Source organism: Anaerobacillus sp. QJM3NY_32 (assembly GCF_056173645.1).
The window spans coordinates 566,140-583,364 of record NZ_CM149684.1 but is presented as its reverse complement, the minus strand read 5'-3'; the positions used below and the strand labels follow the sequence as shown (position 1 = coordinate 583,364).

The 17,225-nt window shown below is 39.1% G+C and carries 16 protein-coding genes; 5 read left to right on the top strand and 11 right to left on the bottom strand.

Going from position 1 to position 17,225, the window contains the following annotated elements; translation table 11 throughout:
- Positions 1-44 precede the first annotated feature (44 nt).
- From hemY to AC0VYH_RS03195, 4 genes are all read right to left on the bottom strand, one after another.
- The gene (gene hemY / locus AC0VYH_RS03210) at positions 45-1,457 is read right to left on the bottom strand and encodes a protoporphyrinogen oxidase (RefSeq protein WP_475373285.1); all 1,413 of its coding nucleotides are present in this window, start codon (positions 1,455-1,457) and stop codon (positions 45-47) included.
- Positions 1,450-2,403 (bottom strand): ferrochelatase, encoded by a 954-nt coding sequence (hemH, locus tag AC0VYH_RS03205; protein ID WP_194219984.1) that lies wholly within the window; start codon positions 2,401-2,403, stop codon positions 1,450-1,452. Before hemH ends, hemY begins: the two co-directional genes overlap by 8 nt.
- Before the next feature lie 21 nt (positions 2,404-2,424).
- Complete coding sequence (gene hemE, locus AC0VYH_RS03200) at positions 2,425-3,468, bottom strand: uroporphyrinogen decarboxylase (RefSeq protein ID WP_475366522.1); 1,044 nt, start codon at positions 3,466-3,468, stop codon at positions 2,425-2,427.
- A 180-nt stretch (positions 3,469-3,648) separates the two neighbouring features.
- A complete protein-coding gene (locus AC0VYH_RS03195) occupies positions 3,649-5,838 on the bottom strand; it encodes a transglycosylase domain-containing protein (protein WP_475373284.1) in 2,190 nt (729 codons plus the stop codon).
- A 159-nt stretch (positions 5,839-5,997) separates the two neighbouring features.
- Between AC0VYH_RS03195 and AC0VYH_RS03190 the strand changes: the two genes are divergently transcribed.
- From AC0VYH_RS03190 to AC0VYH_RS03180, 3 genes are all read left to right on the top strand, one after another.
- Positions 5,998-6,507 (top strand): antibiotic biosynthesis monooxygenase family protein, encoded by a 510-nt coding sequence (locus AC0VYH_RS03190; RefSeq protein ID WP_430246889.1) that lies wholly within the window; start codon positions 5,998-6,000, stop codon positions 6,505-6,507.
- A 60-nt stretch (positions 6,508-6,567) separates the two neighbouring features.
- Positions 6,568-7,326, top strand: a complete 759-nt coding sequence (locus tag AC0VYH_RS03185) for a PRC-barrel domain-containing protein (RefSeq protein WP_430246890.1) — start codon at positions 6,568-6,570, stop codon at positions 7,324-7,326.
- Between the two features lie 188 nt (positions 7,327-7,514).
- Entirely contained in the window at positions 7,515-8,378 is an 864-nt protein-coding gene (locus tag AC0VYH_RS03180) for a formate/nitrite transporter family protein (protein ID WP_322098214.1), read from the top strand.
- Positions 8,379-8,427: 49 nt separating this feature from the next.
- Here the strand turns inward: AC0VYH_RS03180 and AC0VYH_RS03175 are convergent, their stop codons facing one another.
- Positions 8,428-10,659, bottom strand: a complete 2,232-nt coding sequence (locus tag AC0VYH_RS03175; RefSeq protein ID WP_475373283.1) for a YhgE/Pip domain-containing protein — start codon at positions 10,657-10,659, stop codon at positions 8,428-8,430.
- Positions 10,660-10,904: 245 nt separating this feature from the next.
- Here AC0VYH_RS03175 and AC0VYH_RS03170 point away from each other — a divergent pair, with 245 nt between their 5' ends.
- On the top strand, positions 10,905-11,798 hold the full coding sequence (locus AC0VYH_RS03170) for a diacylglycerol/lipid kinase family protein (RefSeq protein WP_430246892.1): 894 nt from the start codon (positions 10,905-10,907) through the stop codon (positions 11,796-11,798).
- Here the strand turns inward: AC0VYH_RS03170 and AC0VYH_RS03165 are convergent.
- The 3 genes from AC0VYH_RS03165 to AC0VYH_RS03155 all read right to left on the bottom strand — a co-directional run bounded on the left by AC0VYH_RS03165 (position 11,763) and on the right by AC0VYH_RS03155 (position 13,494).
- Positions 11,763-12,509, bottom strand: a complete 747-nt coding sequence (locus tag AC0VYH_RS03165; RefSeq protein WP_475366520.1) for a phosphatase PAP2 family protein — start codon at positions 12,507-12,509, stop codon at positions 11,763-11,765. The two genes, AC0VYH_RS03170 and AC0VYH_RS03165, sit on opposite strands and share 36 nt — an antisense overlap.
- Before the next feature lie 103 nt (positions 12,510-12,612).
- Positions 12,613-12,960, bottom strand: a complete 348-nt coding sequence (locus tag AC0VYH_RS03160) for a DUF3243 domain-containing protein (RefSeq protein ID WP_194219992.1) — start codon at positions 12,958-12,960, stop codon at positions 12,613-12,615.
- A gap of 18 nt (positions 12,961-12,978) precedes the next feature.
- Complete coding sequence (locus AC0VYH_RS03155) at positions 12,979-13,494, bottom strand: type 1 glutamine amidotransferase domain-containing protein (protein WP_475366519.1); 516 nt, start codon at positions 13,492-13,494, stop codon at positions 12,979-12,981.
- 182 nt (positions 13,495-13,676) lie between these two features.
- On the opposite strand from AC0VYH_RS03155, the gene AC0VYH_RS03150 reads away from it, so the two are divergent.
- The gene (locus tag AC0VYH_RS03150; protein WP_098446445.1) at positions 13,677-14,111 is read left to right on the top strand and encodes a ferritin-like domain-containing protein; all 435 of its coding nucleotides are present in this window, start codon (positions 13,677-13,679) and stop codon (positions 14,109-14,111) included.
- A gap of 52 nt (positions 14,112-14,163) precedes the next feature.
- Here AC0VYH_RS03150 and AC0VYH_RS03145 read toward each other — a convergent pair whose 3' ends face one another.
- From AC0VYH_RS03145 to AC0VYH_RS03135, 3 genes are read right to left on the bottom strand one after another with little or no spacing between them, the layout of a single operon-like run.
- Positions 14,164-14,904, bottom strand: a complete 741-nt coding sequence (locus AC0VYH_RS03145) for an EcsC family protein (protein WP_475366518.1) — start codon at positions 14,902-14,904, stop codon at positions 14,164-14,166.
- A gap of 47 nt (positions 14,905-14,951) precedes the next feature.
- Complete coding sequence (locus AC0VYH_RS03140; protein ID WP_475368379.1) at positions 14,952-16,163, bottom strand: ABC transporter permease; 1,212 nt, start codon at positions 16,161-16,163, stop codon at positions 14,952-14,954.
- The gene (locus AC0VYH_RS03135; protein WP_226616110.1) at positions 16,163-16,903 is read right to left on the bottom strand and encodes an ABC transporter ATP-binding protein; all 741 of its coding nucleotides are present in this window, start codon (positions 16,901-16,903) and stop codon (positions 16,163-16,165) included. The genes AC0VYH_RS03140 and AC0VYH_RS03135 overlap by 1 nt, the downstream gene beginning before the upstream one ends.
- Between the last annotated feature and the right edge of the window lie 322 nt (positions 16,904-17,225).

The window sequence follows — 17,225 nt, the reverse complement described above, 5'->3', positions numbered from 1 at the left end:
GAGAAATAAAAAAAAGGTTCACCGCATTCGGTGAACCTTCCTTATTATTTGAAGAAATTTTGAACTGAGGCTACAGCTGCCTCCCCCTGATCAATACAGTCAGGGAGACCTACTCCATTGTATGAAGCTCCAGCTAGAAAAACGCCCGGCATTTTCTTTTCAATTCCTGAAATGACGGTCTGAATTCTATTACGGTGGCCAACCTCATATTGCGGCATAGATTGTCTCCATCTCGTAATTCGATAAAACTCAGGGTGGCCTTCAATTTCCATAATTTGATTCAGATCGTTTAATACTGTCTGAACGATTTCTTCATCACTTTTCTCAACAATTCCATCATTACCTGCTCGACCTACATAACAACGAAGAAGTACTTTTCCTTTTGGTGCAGAATGTTGCCACTTACGATGTGTCCAGGTACAAGCGGTAATCGTATAATCAGCGTTTCTAGATACAACAAATCCTGTTCCGTCCATTGCCTTTTTTATGGCTTCTTCAGGGAAAGCCATTGCAACTGTTGCAACCGTTGTGGAAGGCATTTCCTTTAGCGGAGCTACTTCCTGATGTTCTCGTAACATATGATATACCTGCTGATGCGGGGTCGTGATGATAACAGAATCAGCTGATAACTCCTCGCCGTTTGTTGTCTTAAGCGTGTAAGATCCATCGACCTCATTTTGCTTTAATTGATCCACCTTAACATTTTTTCTAATGTTAACGTCTGTTAAACATCTTTCAATCCTCATAACAAATGACTGTAAACCTGATTTGACCGTAAGAAAAGCCGGCTTTTTCTTACCAGTGCTTCGGCGAGAAGGTGGTGTCGTCTTCTTCATCCCTAGAATTAAACTACGGTACTTTTTTTCCACTTCTGAGAATTGAGGGAAAGTTGACATAAGGCTGAGTTTATCGATATCTCCTGCATAAATACCTGACAGTAAAGGTTCTATTAAATTCTCAACAACCTCATTCCCAAGTCTTCTTCGAAAGAATAGTCCAAGTGACTGATCTCCCTCTCCCTGTTCTCTCCTCGGAAGAACTAAATCTCCTGCTGCTCTAGCTTTCCCTTTTAAGCTAAATAGCTTTGTCGAGATAAATGGAGAAAGCTCCGTTGGGATTCCCATTACTGCTCCACCTGGAATCGGATAGAGCTGGTCATTATTTAATACGAAGGCTTGTCCAGTGGAATTCGGAACAAGTTGATCTCCCATTCCCACTTCATTCACAAGACGTGCTGCGCTTTCCTTTCTAGCAAGAAAGGAGTCAGGACCACGTTCAATCACAAAGCCATTTGTCGTATCCGTTTGAATCTTTCCACCTAAACGATCTTTGCCTTCAAGTAACGTGATTTCATAGGATTGATTTTCGTTCCTCATCTCTTTTTGAAGGTAATAGGCGGCGGTTAAACCAGTAATCCCGCCTCCGATAATCACGATTTTTTTTGTTTGTTTACTCATACTGTATCATCTTCTTTTTTATTAGTTCATGCTTCACAACTGTGGCTAATATCTCTATAAATTCATCCGTTGCATTGGGCATTTCCGGACGATGATAGGCTGCACCAAGCTCATTGGTCATCTGTTGACATTCGTAATCATTGTCATATAGCACCTCGAGATGATCAGCGACAAATCCTACAGGACAGTAAATAAATCCTGTGTAACCTTCTTGCTCAAATAAGTCTCGAGTTAAATCTTGAATATCTGGCCCAATCCACGGATCTGGCGTATTGCCCTCGCTCTGCCAGCCAATAGCATAATGTTCGATCCCAGCTCGTTCAGCAATATGCTTTGCCGTTTCTTCTAGCTGGCCAGGATAAGGATCCCCGTTCTGCAAGATTCTCTCAGGTAAACTGTGCGCTGAGAATATAACAATGGTTTTCTTTTTTTCCTTAGCATCAATCTGACTTAAACACGATTGTAATTGATTCACCCAATATTGGATGAACTTAGGCTCGTTGTACCACTGGTCAATCGCATAGATATTGGGGAAGCCCCGTTTATCTGCTTCAGCTCTCGCTCGTTCATTATAGGTTTTCACACTTAATGTAGAGTAATGCGGAGCAAGAACAAGACTAACGGCTTCCTCAATCCCATCTTTCTGCATATTCCGAACGGCATCTTCTACAAAAGGTTCAATATGCTTCAAGCCAAGATAGCTCTTAAACTCTACCTCTTCGCCAAATTCTTCATTCATACGATCCTCTAGCTTCTGAGCCTGTTTTGTTGTTATATCCGATAAGGGAGATATACCACCAATCGCTTCATACCGTTCAATCAAATCCTCCAACATTTCTTCTGTAGGTCGCTTCCCCCGACGTATATGTGTGTAGTATGGTTCAATTTCTGCTTCACTTCGCGGTGTACCGTAAGCCATAACTAATAGGCCAATGGTTCGCTTCATGCCATACCTCCCCCATTTCCATTATCTGTTCTTACGCGTATATTCGTGTACAAAATTCGTTAAACGCTGCAATGTCTCAACTTGAACTTGTGGGAACACCCCATGACCTAGATTAAAGATAAATCCTGGCGTCTCCATCCCCTGATCAAGAATTTCTTTTGTTCTTTGTTCAATAACTTCCCACGGTGCAAGTAGAAGTGCAGGCTCGAGATTCCCCATGAGCGGCTTTTTAATCCCCTCAACTTCTCTCGCTTTCTTAATTGAAATTCTCCAGTCTATTCCAATTACATCAACAGGCAGCTTGTTCCATTCCTGAATGAGGTGACTCGCTCCAACACCGAACATTAAGAGTGGGACATTCAGTTCTTTTAAAGCTGAGAAAATCCGATTCATAACAGGAGCAATATACGTCTGATAATCCATATCATTTAAAGCACCAACCCATGAATCAAATAACTGGATAGCTTGAGCACCCGCTTTTACTTGAGCTGTAAGATAAGCAATTGTCATATCCCCAAGCTTATTCATTAGCTGATACCAGCCTTCTGGATCAGAATACATAAATGCTTTAGTCTTATGATAATTCTTAGAAGGTCCACCTTCAATCATATAGCTTGCAACAGTAAACGGCGCTCCGCTAAATCCAATTAATGGAACAGACAATTGCTCACGTAGCATCTTAATAGTTTCCATTACATAAGGAATATCTTTCAGAGGATCAAGTTCACCTAGTCGATCAATATCAGATCTACTCTTAATGGGATTATCGATTACAGGACCTACACCTGATTTAATTTCAACATCCACCCCGATAGATGGAAGTGGCGTCATAATATCTGCAAATAGTATCGCTGAATCAACACCAAGCTGTTCAACGGCAAATCGCGTCACTTCAGCCGCTACTTCTGGGTTTAGGTTCATTTCATGAAATGAATATTTTTCTCTGATTTTTCTATATTCAGCCTGGTATCGACCTGCTTGTCTCATATACCAGACAGGTGTATGATCTGTCGCTTCTCCTCGGCATGCCCGAAGAAATTGATCATTAAATGATGCTTTATTCATGCTTGTCCACCTTTCTAATTGCAAAACGTACTTTTTTACATCCTTACATACTATAGCGATCGTAAGCTTCAGTGTACAGATATTGAAGAAAAAAGTCATAAAATCGTCCAACTTTGAAGCCGTTTACATCGTCTACTTTACCATAAGTAACCGAGCGTTTAAGTGAAAATCCTCACTCACTTACCTGTTTTCCTCTATCTTTTTATCTTCTTTCTCTTCTTCATTACCTTTAAACCTATCGAACAAACTGACGGAAGCTTCATTAGATGCCTCTCCTTCTTGCTCTGTTAACGGATTATAAGGAACTACTTGATAAGATACAGATCCAAAGAATGAGATCGAGTTTCTTGTATATTCCCCTTTTCCTTCAACTTCAGCTATTTTTTTTCTCTCCCCATCTTTCATTTCATAGATATGATAAACAATACGATCATCAGAGGATGCTGTCCAATTCAATTTGACGGCGGGAAGACCATAAAGGAAATCAAAATCTGCCTTCAAATCATTCACTTTTGGAAGGGTAATAGGTTTTTCCATATCTTTCAATCCTGAAGGCTTACTAAATTCCTTAGTACTATTCTCATCGATTGAAGTATTTACCACCTTTTTAAAAAGTTGAACCGCATATTCACTTCCACCCGTCAGATACTGTGAATCCGTTGTCCGGTCATACCCCATCCATACTGCACCCACCAAATCTGGTGTAAAACCGACAAACCAGGCATCACGCGAACCACCCGATACTCCCTCATACGAAGTTGTTCCAGTCTTACCAGCGATAGCAACATCTGCATCTCCACTTGTGGCGGTACCATTCTTAACGACACCTTCGAGTATTCTTGTCATATACCATGCCGTTTGTTTGGAGTACACTTTCTCTTCCTCTTGTTTTGCTTCACCTACTACCTTGCCGTCATTATTGTATAACTTACTAATAAAATAGGGATCGACATGCTTTCCTTCTTGAGCAAACGGACGATAGGCTTCCATCATCTCATAGGGAGAAACGCCTTTATCAATCCCTCCAAGAGCGATTTTTAAATCATTATCTTCAATTGTAAGGCCACTTTTTTCAAGAAAAGATTTTGAATATGAAATTCCAATCTCATTTAATAACCAAACTGCAGGTGCGTTAGCAGATACTCTGACAGCATCATAAAGAGAGAGCTGACCAGCATATTGGTTATTATAGTTAGATGGAGAATACCCATCGTAGTCAGTCTTTTCGTCCTTTAATAATGTGTAAGGACTGTATTCCTTTTTCTCAATTGCTGGCCCATATACGGCTATAGGCTTGAATGCAGATCCAGGCTGCCTCTTTGAGGTCACGTGATTAAGACCCTTCTGAACATAATCACGACCTCCCTGAACCGCTACTACTCCACCACTCTTTGCATCCATCATTGTCAGAGCCCCTTGAGGCGGATTGTTAGGATCACTTCCTGGGAAAAGCTTTCCGTTTTGAAATTGTTCATAAGCTGCTTTCTGCAAATCTTTATCCATTGGAACTACGATTTTATAACCACCACGTAATACTTCTTCATTCGAAAGATTAAATCGAGTCTTCGCTTCTTGAAGCGTCATATCAATGTACGTAAGAAAAGCTGCTTCCTTTGTTACTTCTGCCACATCAAGAGATAGCGTCTTTCCTTGAAGTCGAACCGCTTCTTTTGGTGTTAAATAATCCTGTTTCTCCATTAAAGATAGCACTAAATCTCTTCGCTCTTTACTCTCTTCAGGATGATTAATTGGTGAATAATTTGAAGGTGCTTTCGGAAGCCCAGCTAACATGGCACCTTCTTCAACACTTAACTCTGAGACTGGTTTATTAAAAAACAACATGGAAGCTGACTGTATGCCATAAGCACCATGTCCAAAATAAATCTGGTTTAAATACATTTCTAATATCTTCTTTTTACTGTAATTACGTTCTAAATTAATTGCGATAACAGCTTCCTTCGTTTTCCTCAACCAAGATTTGTCATTAGTTAGAAAAACATTCTTAGCTAATTGCTGTGTAATCGTACTTCCGCCTTCTACTTTTTTTCCAGCAAGAATATCACGATAAAGCGCTCGGCCAATTGCTTTTACATCAAGACCATGATGATCGTAGAATCGGCTATCTTCTGTTGCAACGAAAGCTTCCTGAACATGGTCTGGAATATCATCTATTGAGACCGGCTCACGGTTTTCAAAATAAAGTTTAGTTATAATTTCTCCCTCTTCATCAACAAGTTGGGTAGCTGAATTCATCACAAGCTTTTTTTCGTCGATGACATAGTTTCCAGCCAGTAATATCCCCAAATACCCTAATAATCCAATGAGGAATACAGCTAATGTTGCGATTAAGCCTATGCCGAGTTTTTTCATTCTATGAGGCACTCCCTTATTAACTTAATTACAGCTAAGCTTACATGAAATAATGTTATATTTGTACTATATACAATGACGATTCTGTTTAGTTTTTGCCAAATAAGGGTAAAGTATCAGGCAATTCTCCCTGATCACTTCATTGAAAGGATGAATAAGATGAACGTTTACGTTACATATGGAACTTACGACTATTTATCAAAGGTAAAAGAAGATCATGATGGAGAAAATGTAAAGCTTTTTTCTAATTCTGATGGTGCTGCACTTTATCACGAAACGTCTTCCGAAACTTTTTTCAAAAACGCTAAGAAGTACGAATTAATGGACGAAAAAGGCGAGGTAACTGATCCTGGTTTTGTTGTTTTAAACCATATACCTGTTGAGGAGAGTGAACGGGCGATATTTGAAGATAGGTTTAAAAACCGCGCTGGGAAAGTGGAAAATGAACCCGGGTGTCAAGGAATTCGAATTTTACGTCCAGTTCATAACGATCCATATATCGTCGCCACATTCTGGAATACTGAGAAGGACTTCAAGAATTGGCAAACTTCTGAAGCTTATCAAACAGCGCACAAAAATCGTAACACAAGTAAAGGACTTCCAAAAACGATCTTTTCAGGAAAGCCATATCTTAAAACTTATCAAATCGAAAAAACAGATTCGGTTTAATTCTTAACGTGGTCGGGTAGTTTTTAGCTTAAGTGAATTATTCATATAGGAGTGAGCCTCATGTTAGTAAGCGAGAGTGAAGTGAATAAATACACGATCGATACAAAAGATGGCCAAAAAGGCGTCTTAAAAGAGCTCTATTTCGACGATGAACATTGGACTATACGGTATCTTGTTGTTGATACACACAAATGGTTACCTGGTCGAAAGGTATTGATTTCTCCGATTTCAATCGAGCAATTGAATCATGAGAATGAAGCTATTTCAGTTTCGCTTACATCTGAAGAAGTAAGTGAAAGCCCTGATATTGATACCGATCAACCTATTTCTAGAAAACACGAAATGGAACTGAATCGCCATTTTAGCTGGCCTTATTATTGGGTAGGAACTAATGCTTGGGGAAACGGGATGTATCCAAGACCGTTTATGGCTGATGATTTACCTGATGTTGATTCAACTTTGCATCATTCTAACCAAGACGAAGAAAATCACTTGCGAAGTACTAATGAAGTAGCTGGATACCACATTCAGGCGACTGACGGTGAAATTGGTCATGTTAAAGATTTCATTTTTGATGAAGAATCATGGCAGCTTCGATATATCATTGTTGATACTAAAAACTGGTTTTCCGGAAAAGAAGTACTGCTTTCTACAAAATGGATTCATGACATTCACTGGCAGGATCGATCGGTAGTTGTCAATATAAAAAAAGAAGAAGTTCGTCAATCACCAGAATTTCGTCTAAACGAACCCATTACTCGCCGTTTCGAAGAAGACCTTCATACGCACTATGGTAAAACGGGATACTGGAAATTTTAATGAAAGCGAGGTGGCCTTCCACCTCGCTTATTTCAGACAAACTTTGAGTTGATTTCCCAGGAAATCTAACTTGTTGACAGCAAATTAGCTTTCTTTCCTATATTCACACCATAGTAGAGGCACATTCGTCAGTTTATTCCAAAAGACAAAAAGGGAAATCATAGAAAAAGAGAGATAGGAGATTTATTGTGGCGAATTCTAATAAAAAAGACAAACAAGTAAAATATCCGGAAAGACAATTTTATTTTCCAGCGCAAATTGTTGAAACATTTATCGCAAAAGGGGAGTCTCATAGCGCCAGGCCACTGAATCGGCAGTTTATTTTATCGATCCTAGCTGGGGCATTTGTTACGTTCGGAGCTATTTTCTCTGTTCTAATTGCTATGGGAGTTGAAACGGAAGGTGTTAGTAATCTTCTTTCAGGAATAGGATTTGTAACAGGATACGCGATTGTTTTTATTTCAGGAGCCATTCTCTTTACTGAAGTTAACGTACTCCTTCCTACGTACATCCTCCAAAGGAGATTTTGGGTTCCTAAGAATATAATGAAGTTTTGGATAGTTTGTTATTTTGGTAACTTACTAGGTGCCCTGCTGGTAGGTGCTCTTGTCGTTGCATCAGGATCATTATCCCCTGAATTCTATAGCGAATTAGCTACATATACAGAGCACAAAATGAAATTTCTATCTCATGGAACGGTAGGGTGGTTTCAAATTCTTCTCTCAGGTATTATTGCAAACTGGCTTATTGGAATGGCTGCGTTTCTTGCTACTGCAGCTCGTGATTTAACAGGTAAAGTTCTTGCTACTACACTTCCTGTTATTATATTCGTAGCCGGAAACTTCCAGCATAGTGTAGCCAACATGGGGTATTTCAGCACATCCTTTATTCATGGCTCTGAATACTCTTGGATGGAATTCCTGTTCTTTAATCTAGTTCCAGCAAGTATCGGTAACCTGATTGGCGGTGGGGTACTCGTTGCTCTAACATTTACGTATGCGTTTAAAGAAGAAATTAACGAAGAAAGCCTTCCAAAAGAAGAAGCAGAGTGAGAAAAAGCAGCCTGTCAGTTGACAGGCTGCTTTTTCTTCAAAGAGGATATTAATGAAATAACCCTGATTCTCTGGACTTTTTCATTAAATACTTCGTCTTTTTAATGATAACTTCCTTAAGTACCGCTCCTATGAGAAGGAACACAACAGAAAAAATTCCCAAAAAGAATAAATCTTCTTTTGCTCGTGCCCATACAATTCCTCCTACTGCTTCTCTCATTAAATCTACTGCGTACGAAAATGGTAAATAAGGATGGATTGCTTGAAAGAACTCTGGTAGCAAAGCAACTGGATACGTTCCACCTGACCCAGCAATTTGAAGAACAAGAAAGACAATAGCCATCGCTTTACCCACATCCCCAAATACAGCAACTAGAGTATAAACCATTAACATGAACACAAAGCTAATCACGATGCCAAATAGTACAAAAAGAACAGGATTTACGATATCTACATTTAAAATAAAGAGATCTCCTGATGTTACAACAAGCGTCTGAAGGAAACCAATGCTAATAAACGTCAATAATTTTCCGAAATACACCTGGCGATTCGACGCTTCTTCAAAACCAGTGGCTTCAGTGGTAAGTAATGAAACAAGAAGAAGTGCCCCTACCCATAACGATAGAACAGTATAGAACGGTGTCATACCTGTACCGTAATTTTGAATCGGGAAGAGTGAATTTTTACTTAACACTATAGGTTCTGCGAAAAAGCTTTGCTCTGCCATAGGATCATTCTTCAGTAAATCAATGATCTCGTTAATATCTGTTTCTCCTTGAATCTCTCTGATTCGATCCGCAAGCTGGTTCACTTTATCATTTACGTAAGGATATTCATTTAACATGTATGCTAAAATATCCTGACCTTCGCCGATATTCTTTTCAGTACTTGAAAGAATTCGTTCCACTTCAGGGATGGTGGTTTGCGCCTCTTTTAATGTCGATCGAGCAATCGATAACGTCTTTTTCGCACTTGCCACTTCAGCAAGAACACGAGGCTCAATGTTTTCCTTGTACTCTTTTAAGAATGAATCGATTCGATCAGCTGTTTCTCCGGATTTTTCCTGAAGAGTTGTTAAAATATCATCTATTTCTTCTTGCTTATCAGCTAAGGTAGATCCAATTTCATCACTATCTGCTTTAATGGTCTGTAACTGTTCTTTAACTTGATCAAGATCAGCGATTGCCTCATCGATAACCTCTTGCTGCTGCGAGTTAGCGGCAGGCTCCTGCACCGGCTCTTGAGGAGATTCTTCTCCTTCTTCCTGCGACTCCTCATTCTCGTTATTATCGCTAGCTTCCTGTACTTGCTTCAATACGACTTCAACATCATCAATACGCTGAACAGATTCATCTACTTGTTGATTTATCTGATTTCTTATTTCTTCTACTGAGGATAAATCAATATCTGGCGATTTTAAATCCGATAAGAACTTATTTACATCCTCAGCTGTTTGTTGAGCTTTAGTTAAATCTTCCTCTACTTGCGGTGCAAGCTTATTCAAGCGATCTTCTGACTCGTTTAAAAATTGTGTGGTTTCATCAATCGTACTAATGCCTTCACTCGTAATTTGCTGAGCTTCCGGAAGAAGTCCTTGAACTTTATTTATCACATCTTCAGCATCTCTCGAGTCAGATAGGGCATCGGAAATCAAACGATTGATCTCTGGAAGGTTCTCTTCTAGTTTGAAGACATATTCCTCGAACTGTTTTATGTCAGATAAATCCTTTTCAAATTCTACTCCTAAATCATTAAATACCTCAAAGATCGTCCCATTCACAACCGATACAAAGTTACTTGTAATTTGATCAACAATGACACTCGCACCTTTTTCAGTGATCTTTGGTGCGATCGCATTTACTTTTTCGTTTACATAGTACTCTACCTCTGCTTTCTCGGGTTCATCATTAATAACTGTCCCAAGTTTCTCTGAAAAGTCTTCTGGAATGACGATCACTGCAAAATAGTCCCCATACTCAAGCTTATCCATCGCAGCTTCTCGATTTGAGAAATGCCACTCAAGACTGTCATTATCTTTCAATTCCTTCGTTAACTCTCCACCTGCATCAATTTCCTTATCCCGAATGGTTGCCCCCTTGTCTTCATTGACAATGCCAACAGGAAGCTGATCCGTTTGACTATATGGATCCCAAGATGCTCCAATATTAAACCAAGCATAAAGAGAAGGAAGAATAATGAGACCACCTAATAGAATCGCTGCTACCCAATTCGTTCCAATTCCCTTCCAATCTTTCTTGAAAATTCTTAAAATATTCTTCATTTACAAGCTCCTACTCGTCAAAATATGTATTCTCCAACTAGTATAATTCCCTAAGAAGTGAATTGTCATGAGAAATGAGTCCAATGTCAATCAGTCCAATCTCACAACTAATTGCGATAGCTACTATGTGGAGGTGTTCAGCTAATTGAATTCGAAATCAACTTTTTTCGAATTCTACTATCCGTGTGTACTTCACCGAATATAAGGGAATAAGAAAGGAAGATTATACGAAAGGAGTCATTAACTTGACACGTGTAGCCATTATCTTAAATCCCAAAGCTGGAAATGTTAAAATGGTCAATCAAATTGACACGATCCAAGAAAGACTACGAGAAAACTATGATCAGGTTTCCCTTTATAAAACAGAATATAAAGGACACGGTGCTGAATTAGTCGCAGAACTAGGCGACGAAGTAGACATTCTCATTGGGGCTGGTGGGGATGGAACCATAAATGAATTAGCAAATGCAATTTGCCAAAGAGAGAAGCGTCCTGTTTTCGGTATTATTCCTGGAGGAACTTGCAATGACTTCTCTAGAGCAATCGGCATCAACCAGAATCCACTCCTTGCTGTTGAACAGCTATTAGAAAATAACCGTTCCCATATTGACGTAGGTCGCTCAAATGATGAGTATTTCTTGAATTTCTGGGGAATCGGCTTAATCACTCAGGCTTCTGAGAACATTAACCCTGATACAAAAGAAGTTTTCGGAAGGCTTTCTTACTACATTAGTACTGCACAAACGATCAACAATCCACAGCCTTTTCATCTTAAAGTAGATGCCGATGGGCAGAATTTTGAAGGGGAAGCTGTCATGATGATCGTAGGGAACGGTCCATTTACTGGCGGGATCCAAGCTTTCTTCCCTGAAAATAACCTGCAAGATGGTGAATTTGATGTCTTAATCATTAAAGAAACGTCTCTTCCAACTTTTTGGTCCATTTTTCAATCAAAGGTTTTCAAGCAGTCGCGATTTAACGAAGATATCATTCATTTCCAAACAAAACGTTTAAAAATAGAAGCTGATCCAGAGCAAAATATCGACTGTGACGGAGAACGTCATCATACGACTCCGTCAACGCTCGAAGTATTGCCTGCATACTTAACTGTTCTTACTGGAGAAGATTTTTCTGAATGAACCTAATGTTAACGAGGATCTCTTAATCCAAAGAACCCATTCAAGAGAGAAAATGCAAACAAATAGCCAGAGTGTACCAGCTGCATAACCTGCTAGAACGTCACTTGGATAATGAACACCTAAATAGATTCGACTAAATCCGATCAGTACGATGAAGAAGAATACTAGTGTTCCACTTAACCACTTTGTCGTTCTACTCCTCTGGCTTCTTACAATAAGGTAACCAATAAATCCATATAGTAGAAAAGATCCCATCGCATGTCCACTAGGGAAACTATACCCCACTGCATCATAAGCAGCATCGATGGAAGGTCTTGACCTAGCAAAAAAATGTTTTAGTTCTGTCGTTAAAAGTCCGCCTGCAGCCTGTGCTATAACGAAAAAGAGAATGCTCCAACCATCACGTAGTTTAAACCATAGAAAAGCTACAGTCGCAACAGAAACCACTGAAATCCACCAAACAGAGCCAAGTTCTGTTATAAATTCCATCACATTTAATAATCCATCGGAACGAATGCCGTCTACGCCAGAAATAATCGCTTGATCAAATTGTAGCGTTTCTTTTTCTAATATTTCTTCTGCTAACTCTGAAAACAACATGATTGCCAAAACAGCGATGAATAGTCCAAATGCATTTAGTACAAGTGGAAACCACACTTTTTTTTGCTTTAACGCTCCTGGCAAGGAGCTAAAAAAATTATTTTTATTCATAATATCGCGCCTTTCACCGTTTTCAATTCTCCAAACTCCGTGAAGTTCTTCACCTCATAAAATTCTTTTTAAAAAAGCCGCTGTATCAGCAGCGGCTTTGCCTTTACTTATCTTTAGTTAGAACCATACGTACAAGAAGATGGGCCAATTCATGACGTTGCTCTTTACTTCCCACAAGCCATAACTCTTGTAATAGCTTTTCTTCTCTATTCTTAGGCTCCTCCTTCTTCGCTAGATAACCCGCTACTTTTTCTGCAGCTTGAGCTAGCGCTTCTTCACTAAGTCCTAATTTTTCTCCGATTTCGACTCTAGTGGCAAGGTATTTTTTAAAGTCCTCAAAATTAGAGAGAATATCATCCATTTTGTCATCGCTCATACGATCTAGTGTATCATCAACTTTATTTACATCGAGCTGACTATCTTTATCAACTAAATGATTTTTTTCACTCATTACTTCCACTCCTTTTTATCAGTTGTCCATAACAGACAGAGATTTTTCAATGAATGCCGGAATATCGTCTGGATTTCTACTACTAACTAAATTTCCACCACAAACTACCACTTCTTCATCAAACACATTGGCACCCGCATGTTTTAGATCTGTTTGAATGGATTTAAATCCTGTAATGTTTCTTCCATTTAATACTTCAGCAGATATGAGCAGCTGTGGACCATGACAGATCACAAGCGTTTTCTTATTTAGAAACATCATTTTTTTCGTAAATGCCACAAATCGATCATCTGCGCGCAGTTCATCAGGTGAAACGCCACCCGGAATGAAAAGAACGTCAAAATCTTCCGCATTTACCTCATCAATTCCTTTGTCGGATATTACTTTAGCCTCGCCTTGTTTTCCTGTTAATTCTTGACCTGCTTCTGTACTAATTACTGTCAGAGAATGGTTTGCATTCTTAAACTGCTCAGCAGGTTTTGTATATTCTACATCTTCAAACATGCTTGTCATAAGTACTGCAATTTTACTCACTTTAGGCCCTCCTATAGATTAACTAATTGTGATTTACATAGTTGAATATTACCCCTCCTACTATCAGTCAAACATCCATCCTATTGTTCCTATCTTTTTCAATGTTTATGTTTTATTAACGGAGTGGAAGGGTAAAATTAATATGGAACCAAAACAGAACAGATTTAGAAAGGATGTTTAGAATGGCCGACAAAAAACAAGAACTAATTGATGGACTTAATGTGGATCTAGCAAATGAATACGCTGCTAGCATTATGTACACTTACAATGCAGCTGTTGTATCTGGTTTATATCGTCAAACACTAAAACCATTCTTTGAAAGTGAAATTGCAGATGAACAGGGACACGCTCTTTATCTTGCAGAGAAAATTAAAGTGCTTGGTGGTACACCAACAACCGCTCCTGCTGAAGTAAAACAGCTTACTGATGTGAAAGAAATGCTTATTGAAGCTAGAACGGCTGAAAAAGATACCATCGATCGTTATGAAAAACGTAAAAAGCAAGCAGAGGAACTAGGATTTACTGAACTAGTTGTGAAGCTTGATGATATGATCGCTGATGAAACACACCATATGGAAGAAATGGATCGCATTCTTAGCGATGCACGCTTCGAATAAGATAATTGATACAAAAAGGCCAGCCGGAACATTCGGCTGGCCTTTTCTTTGTCTATTCTTCTTCATCCTTTACGTCAATGATGCGCTTCCTGTAAGCATTCATGGCATTTTCCCCTAGCCAGTCAAGAAAGTGATAATTCACATACGCCCCGACTATTGCACCAAAACCAGGAATCATCTGAAGTAATTTAGGAAGGTCAATATAATCTCTATACTCGAGTTGAAACGACTTCCAATCATGTTCATCATTGTATTTATTTCTTATTTCCATCTGGTTAAGGTTATCATCCCAGTTAGCGATGCGCTCGTAACTGCTCCTCCTCGCCTCATCTGCTGAAAAAGCGAGTTGAAAAATCGTAAGAATAAACACTCTTTCTTCGAATTTCTTAGCATCATATCCATAAACACTGGCAAGATCAAAAAGGAATTTCATCTTAATGGATAAAAGCAAAGGAAAATCAGCTAAACCAAGAAGGATCCCACCTGCGCCTGTACCTGCTCCTTCTGTAGCAGCAATACGTTTATACTTAAGTATTAATCGTCTTGCTTTTTCATCTCTCACTTGAAGCGATTGATTGATATCTGGTTCTTTAACAGTATACGTATTTCCAGCCAGAACACCTTGGACCATTGTTTTAATACCATTTGTGACGATCGAATGGATACGTTCAGGTATTTTATCGTTAATCCGACTTTGTATTTTTTTTGCTGAACGGGAAACCATAGAAGATTTTTTCTTTATTTTTCGCTCCCAAGATTCAAGCTCTTCTTCTACCTCACTTAAATAACTCATGCTGCAAAACATCCTTTGGCTCTGACTTTTAACACCAAACCAGTCAACTAAATCTTCTGTTTCAGATTACTGTTTCGAGATGTGGCTACGGCAACTGCCGCTGACCCAACAATAAGAATCAATCCAGCCGACACAATGTCAAAAGAAAGAACAAAAGAAATAACAGCAAAAGTAACTGCTTGTGCACCTAGTAAACGAATTAGCAGGGCGCGAAACGCCATTATTTGTTCTTTATCTGACAGTGGATAAAGTTTTACCATCACATGTGCCTCGTAGTGAGGGAACAATGTTCGAAGTTGAACAGCTGTTAAATAAATAATGAGCGCAGTCCCAATCACTTTACCTGTAACTCCAGGAACAAAAGCGATCACTACGAGTCCTAAAAGCCATAACCTAAAATAGATACCTAAATATTCATTACTCCTAATAAATGCTTTTTGATAGAGCGTCTCATAGACAGTATTTGTTGGGAGAAGTTTCTCCGCAATTGAGCTTAATGTACGCCTTTGTTTAACAGACTGTTTTAATTTAGGGACATCCGTAAATAAATTAGCTGTTCGATAGAACTTCATACTTTGTTGTTCATCTAGCACAAGTAGCTTCTCCCATTTGATTGCATATTTACGTTGAAGCGGAAGAAAGAATAGAAAAAGAATCGCTACAAGTATGAGACATGCGAGCGTTACGAAAATCCATGATGCCTGTGCCAGTAATAAGTATGTTACTAGCATTGTAGTAAAAAGACGCACCATTGTATAAAGCCAGGAAGTTTGGTGAGCTGGTAAGTGGAGTTCCATCCACTTCATGATGACGTTAACTCCCTTTAATGCAATCAGCACAATAATCACAAACACGTAGTAAGGCGTTCCAGCAGACATCTCGTGCTGATAGAGAGGTGCAAGAATCGTCATAACGACAACGGTTATAAATACTTGAAGTCCGAAACTATACAATAGAGATTTACGAAAGTAGCCGTGTAAACGGTTTTCCGCTGGTAGCATAAATACTAGATCGGCTTCTGACAAAAAGAACCTTAATGGCGTTCGAACCACAGTCACTGCAGCAATGACTGTAATGACCGCTAATCCAGGAAATGTTTCAGGAAGTACTTTCAATAATTCACTGTAATAATACGCCCCGAATATGAGGGTAAGAACAAGCGTGAACAAAAAGCTGCTATTACCAATTAGTCTAAAGTAACGCAGGGCAATTTTCCAAAAGGCCCCTGCCCTTTCTTTCCATAGCGTCTCAAGCTGCATCATTTGCCACTCCTGGTCGCTTCAATATAGATATCATCGAGCGTAGCAGCTTTATTACCGATTTGATGCCGTAATTCTGCCATAGTACCTGACATTACAATTCGGCCATCGTGCAGAATAATAAATCGATCGCAATACCTTTCAGCTGTTGAAAGAATATGTGTCGACATTAATACCCCTGCGCCTTCCTCTTTCATCTCCAGCATCATATCAAGGAAGGACTGAATCCCAATAGGATCTAAACCAACAAAGGGCTCATCTACGATATAAAGAGATGGTTTTACGAGAAAGGCACACATGATCATAACCTTCTGTCTCATCCCTTTAGAAAAATGACCCGGAAACCACTTCTTCATATTAGTCATCCGAAACTCTTTAAGAAGTGCTTCAGCTCTTTCTTTCCATTCTTCACTTAATTCATAAGCTAGAGCTGTCAGCTGTAAATGCTCCCAAAGCGTTAACTCATCATACAACAACGGTGTTTCAGGTATATATGAAAACTGTTTACGGTAACCATCTTTATTTTCAGAGAAGCTCGTACCACCCACGCGGATACGACCATTCATTGGGTCAAGTAAGCCAAGAATATGTTTGATTGTTGTACTTTTGCCAGCCCCATTAAGGCCAATGAGACCAACAATTTCATTTGAATTTACATTAAGAGAAAGATCATGGAGTACAGGCTTATTCGCCTGGTATCCACCAGTAAGATTGCTAACTTCCAGAATAGAATTCGTCATAGCGTTCCTCTCATTTCGCGTCATTTGTTTACATTTTAACAAACTTTCAATTGGAGCGTGAAACAATGAGTTGAATGATTCGTACAGCACCCTTCTCACTTACCCCTATCCACATCTTACCTTTTTCACAGAAGACTTTCCATAAAGGACATTTTTCATTTTATAGTCTCGTTGATATTATTTAACTTTTATTATTGACTCATTTAAGTGTAGATATAGTTCCCATTCGAAGTTGTCGGTTATCGAGATAATAAAACTCAAAATACATGAATAGATCAATGGTATTAAGAACATCCTTATAGAGAGTGTGGCGTCTTCCCTT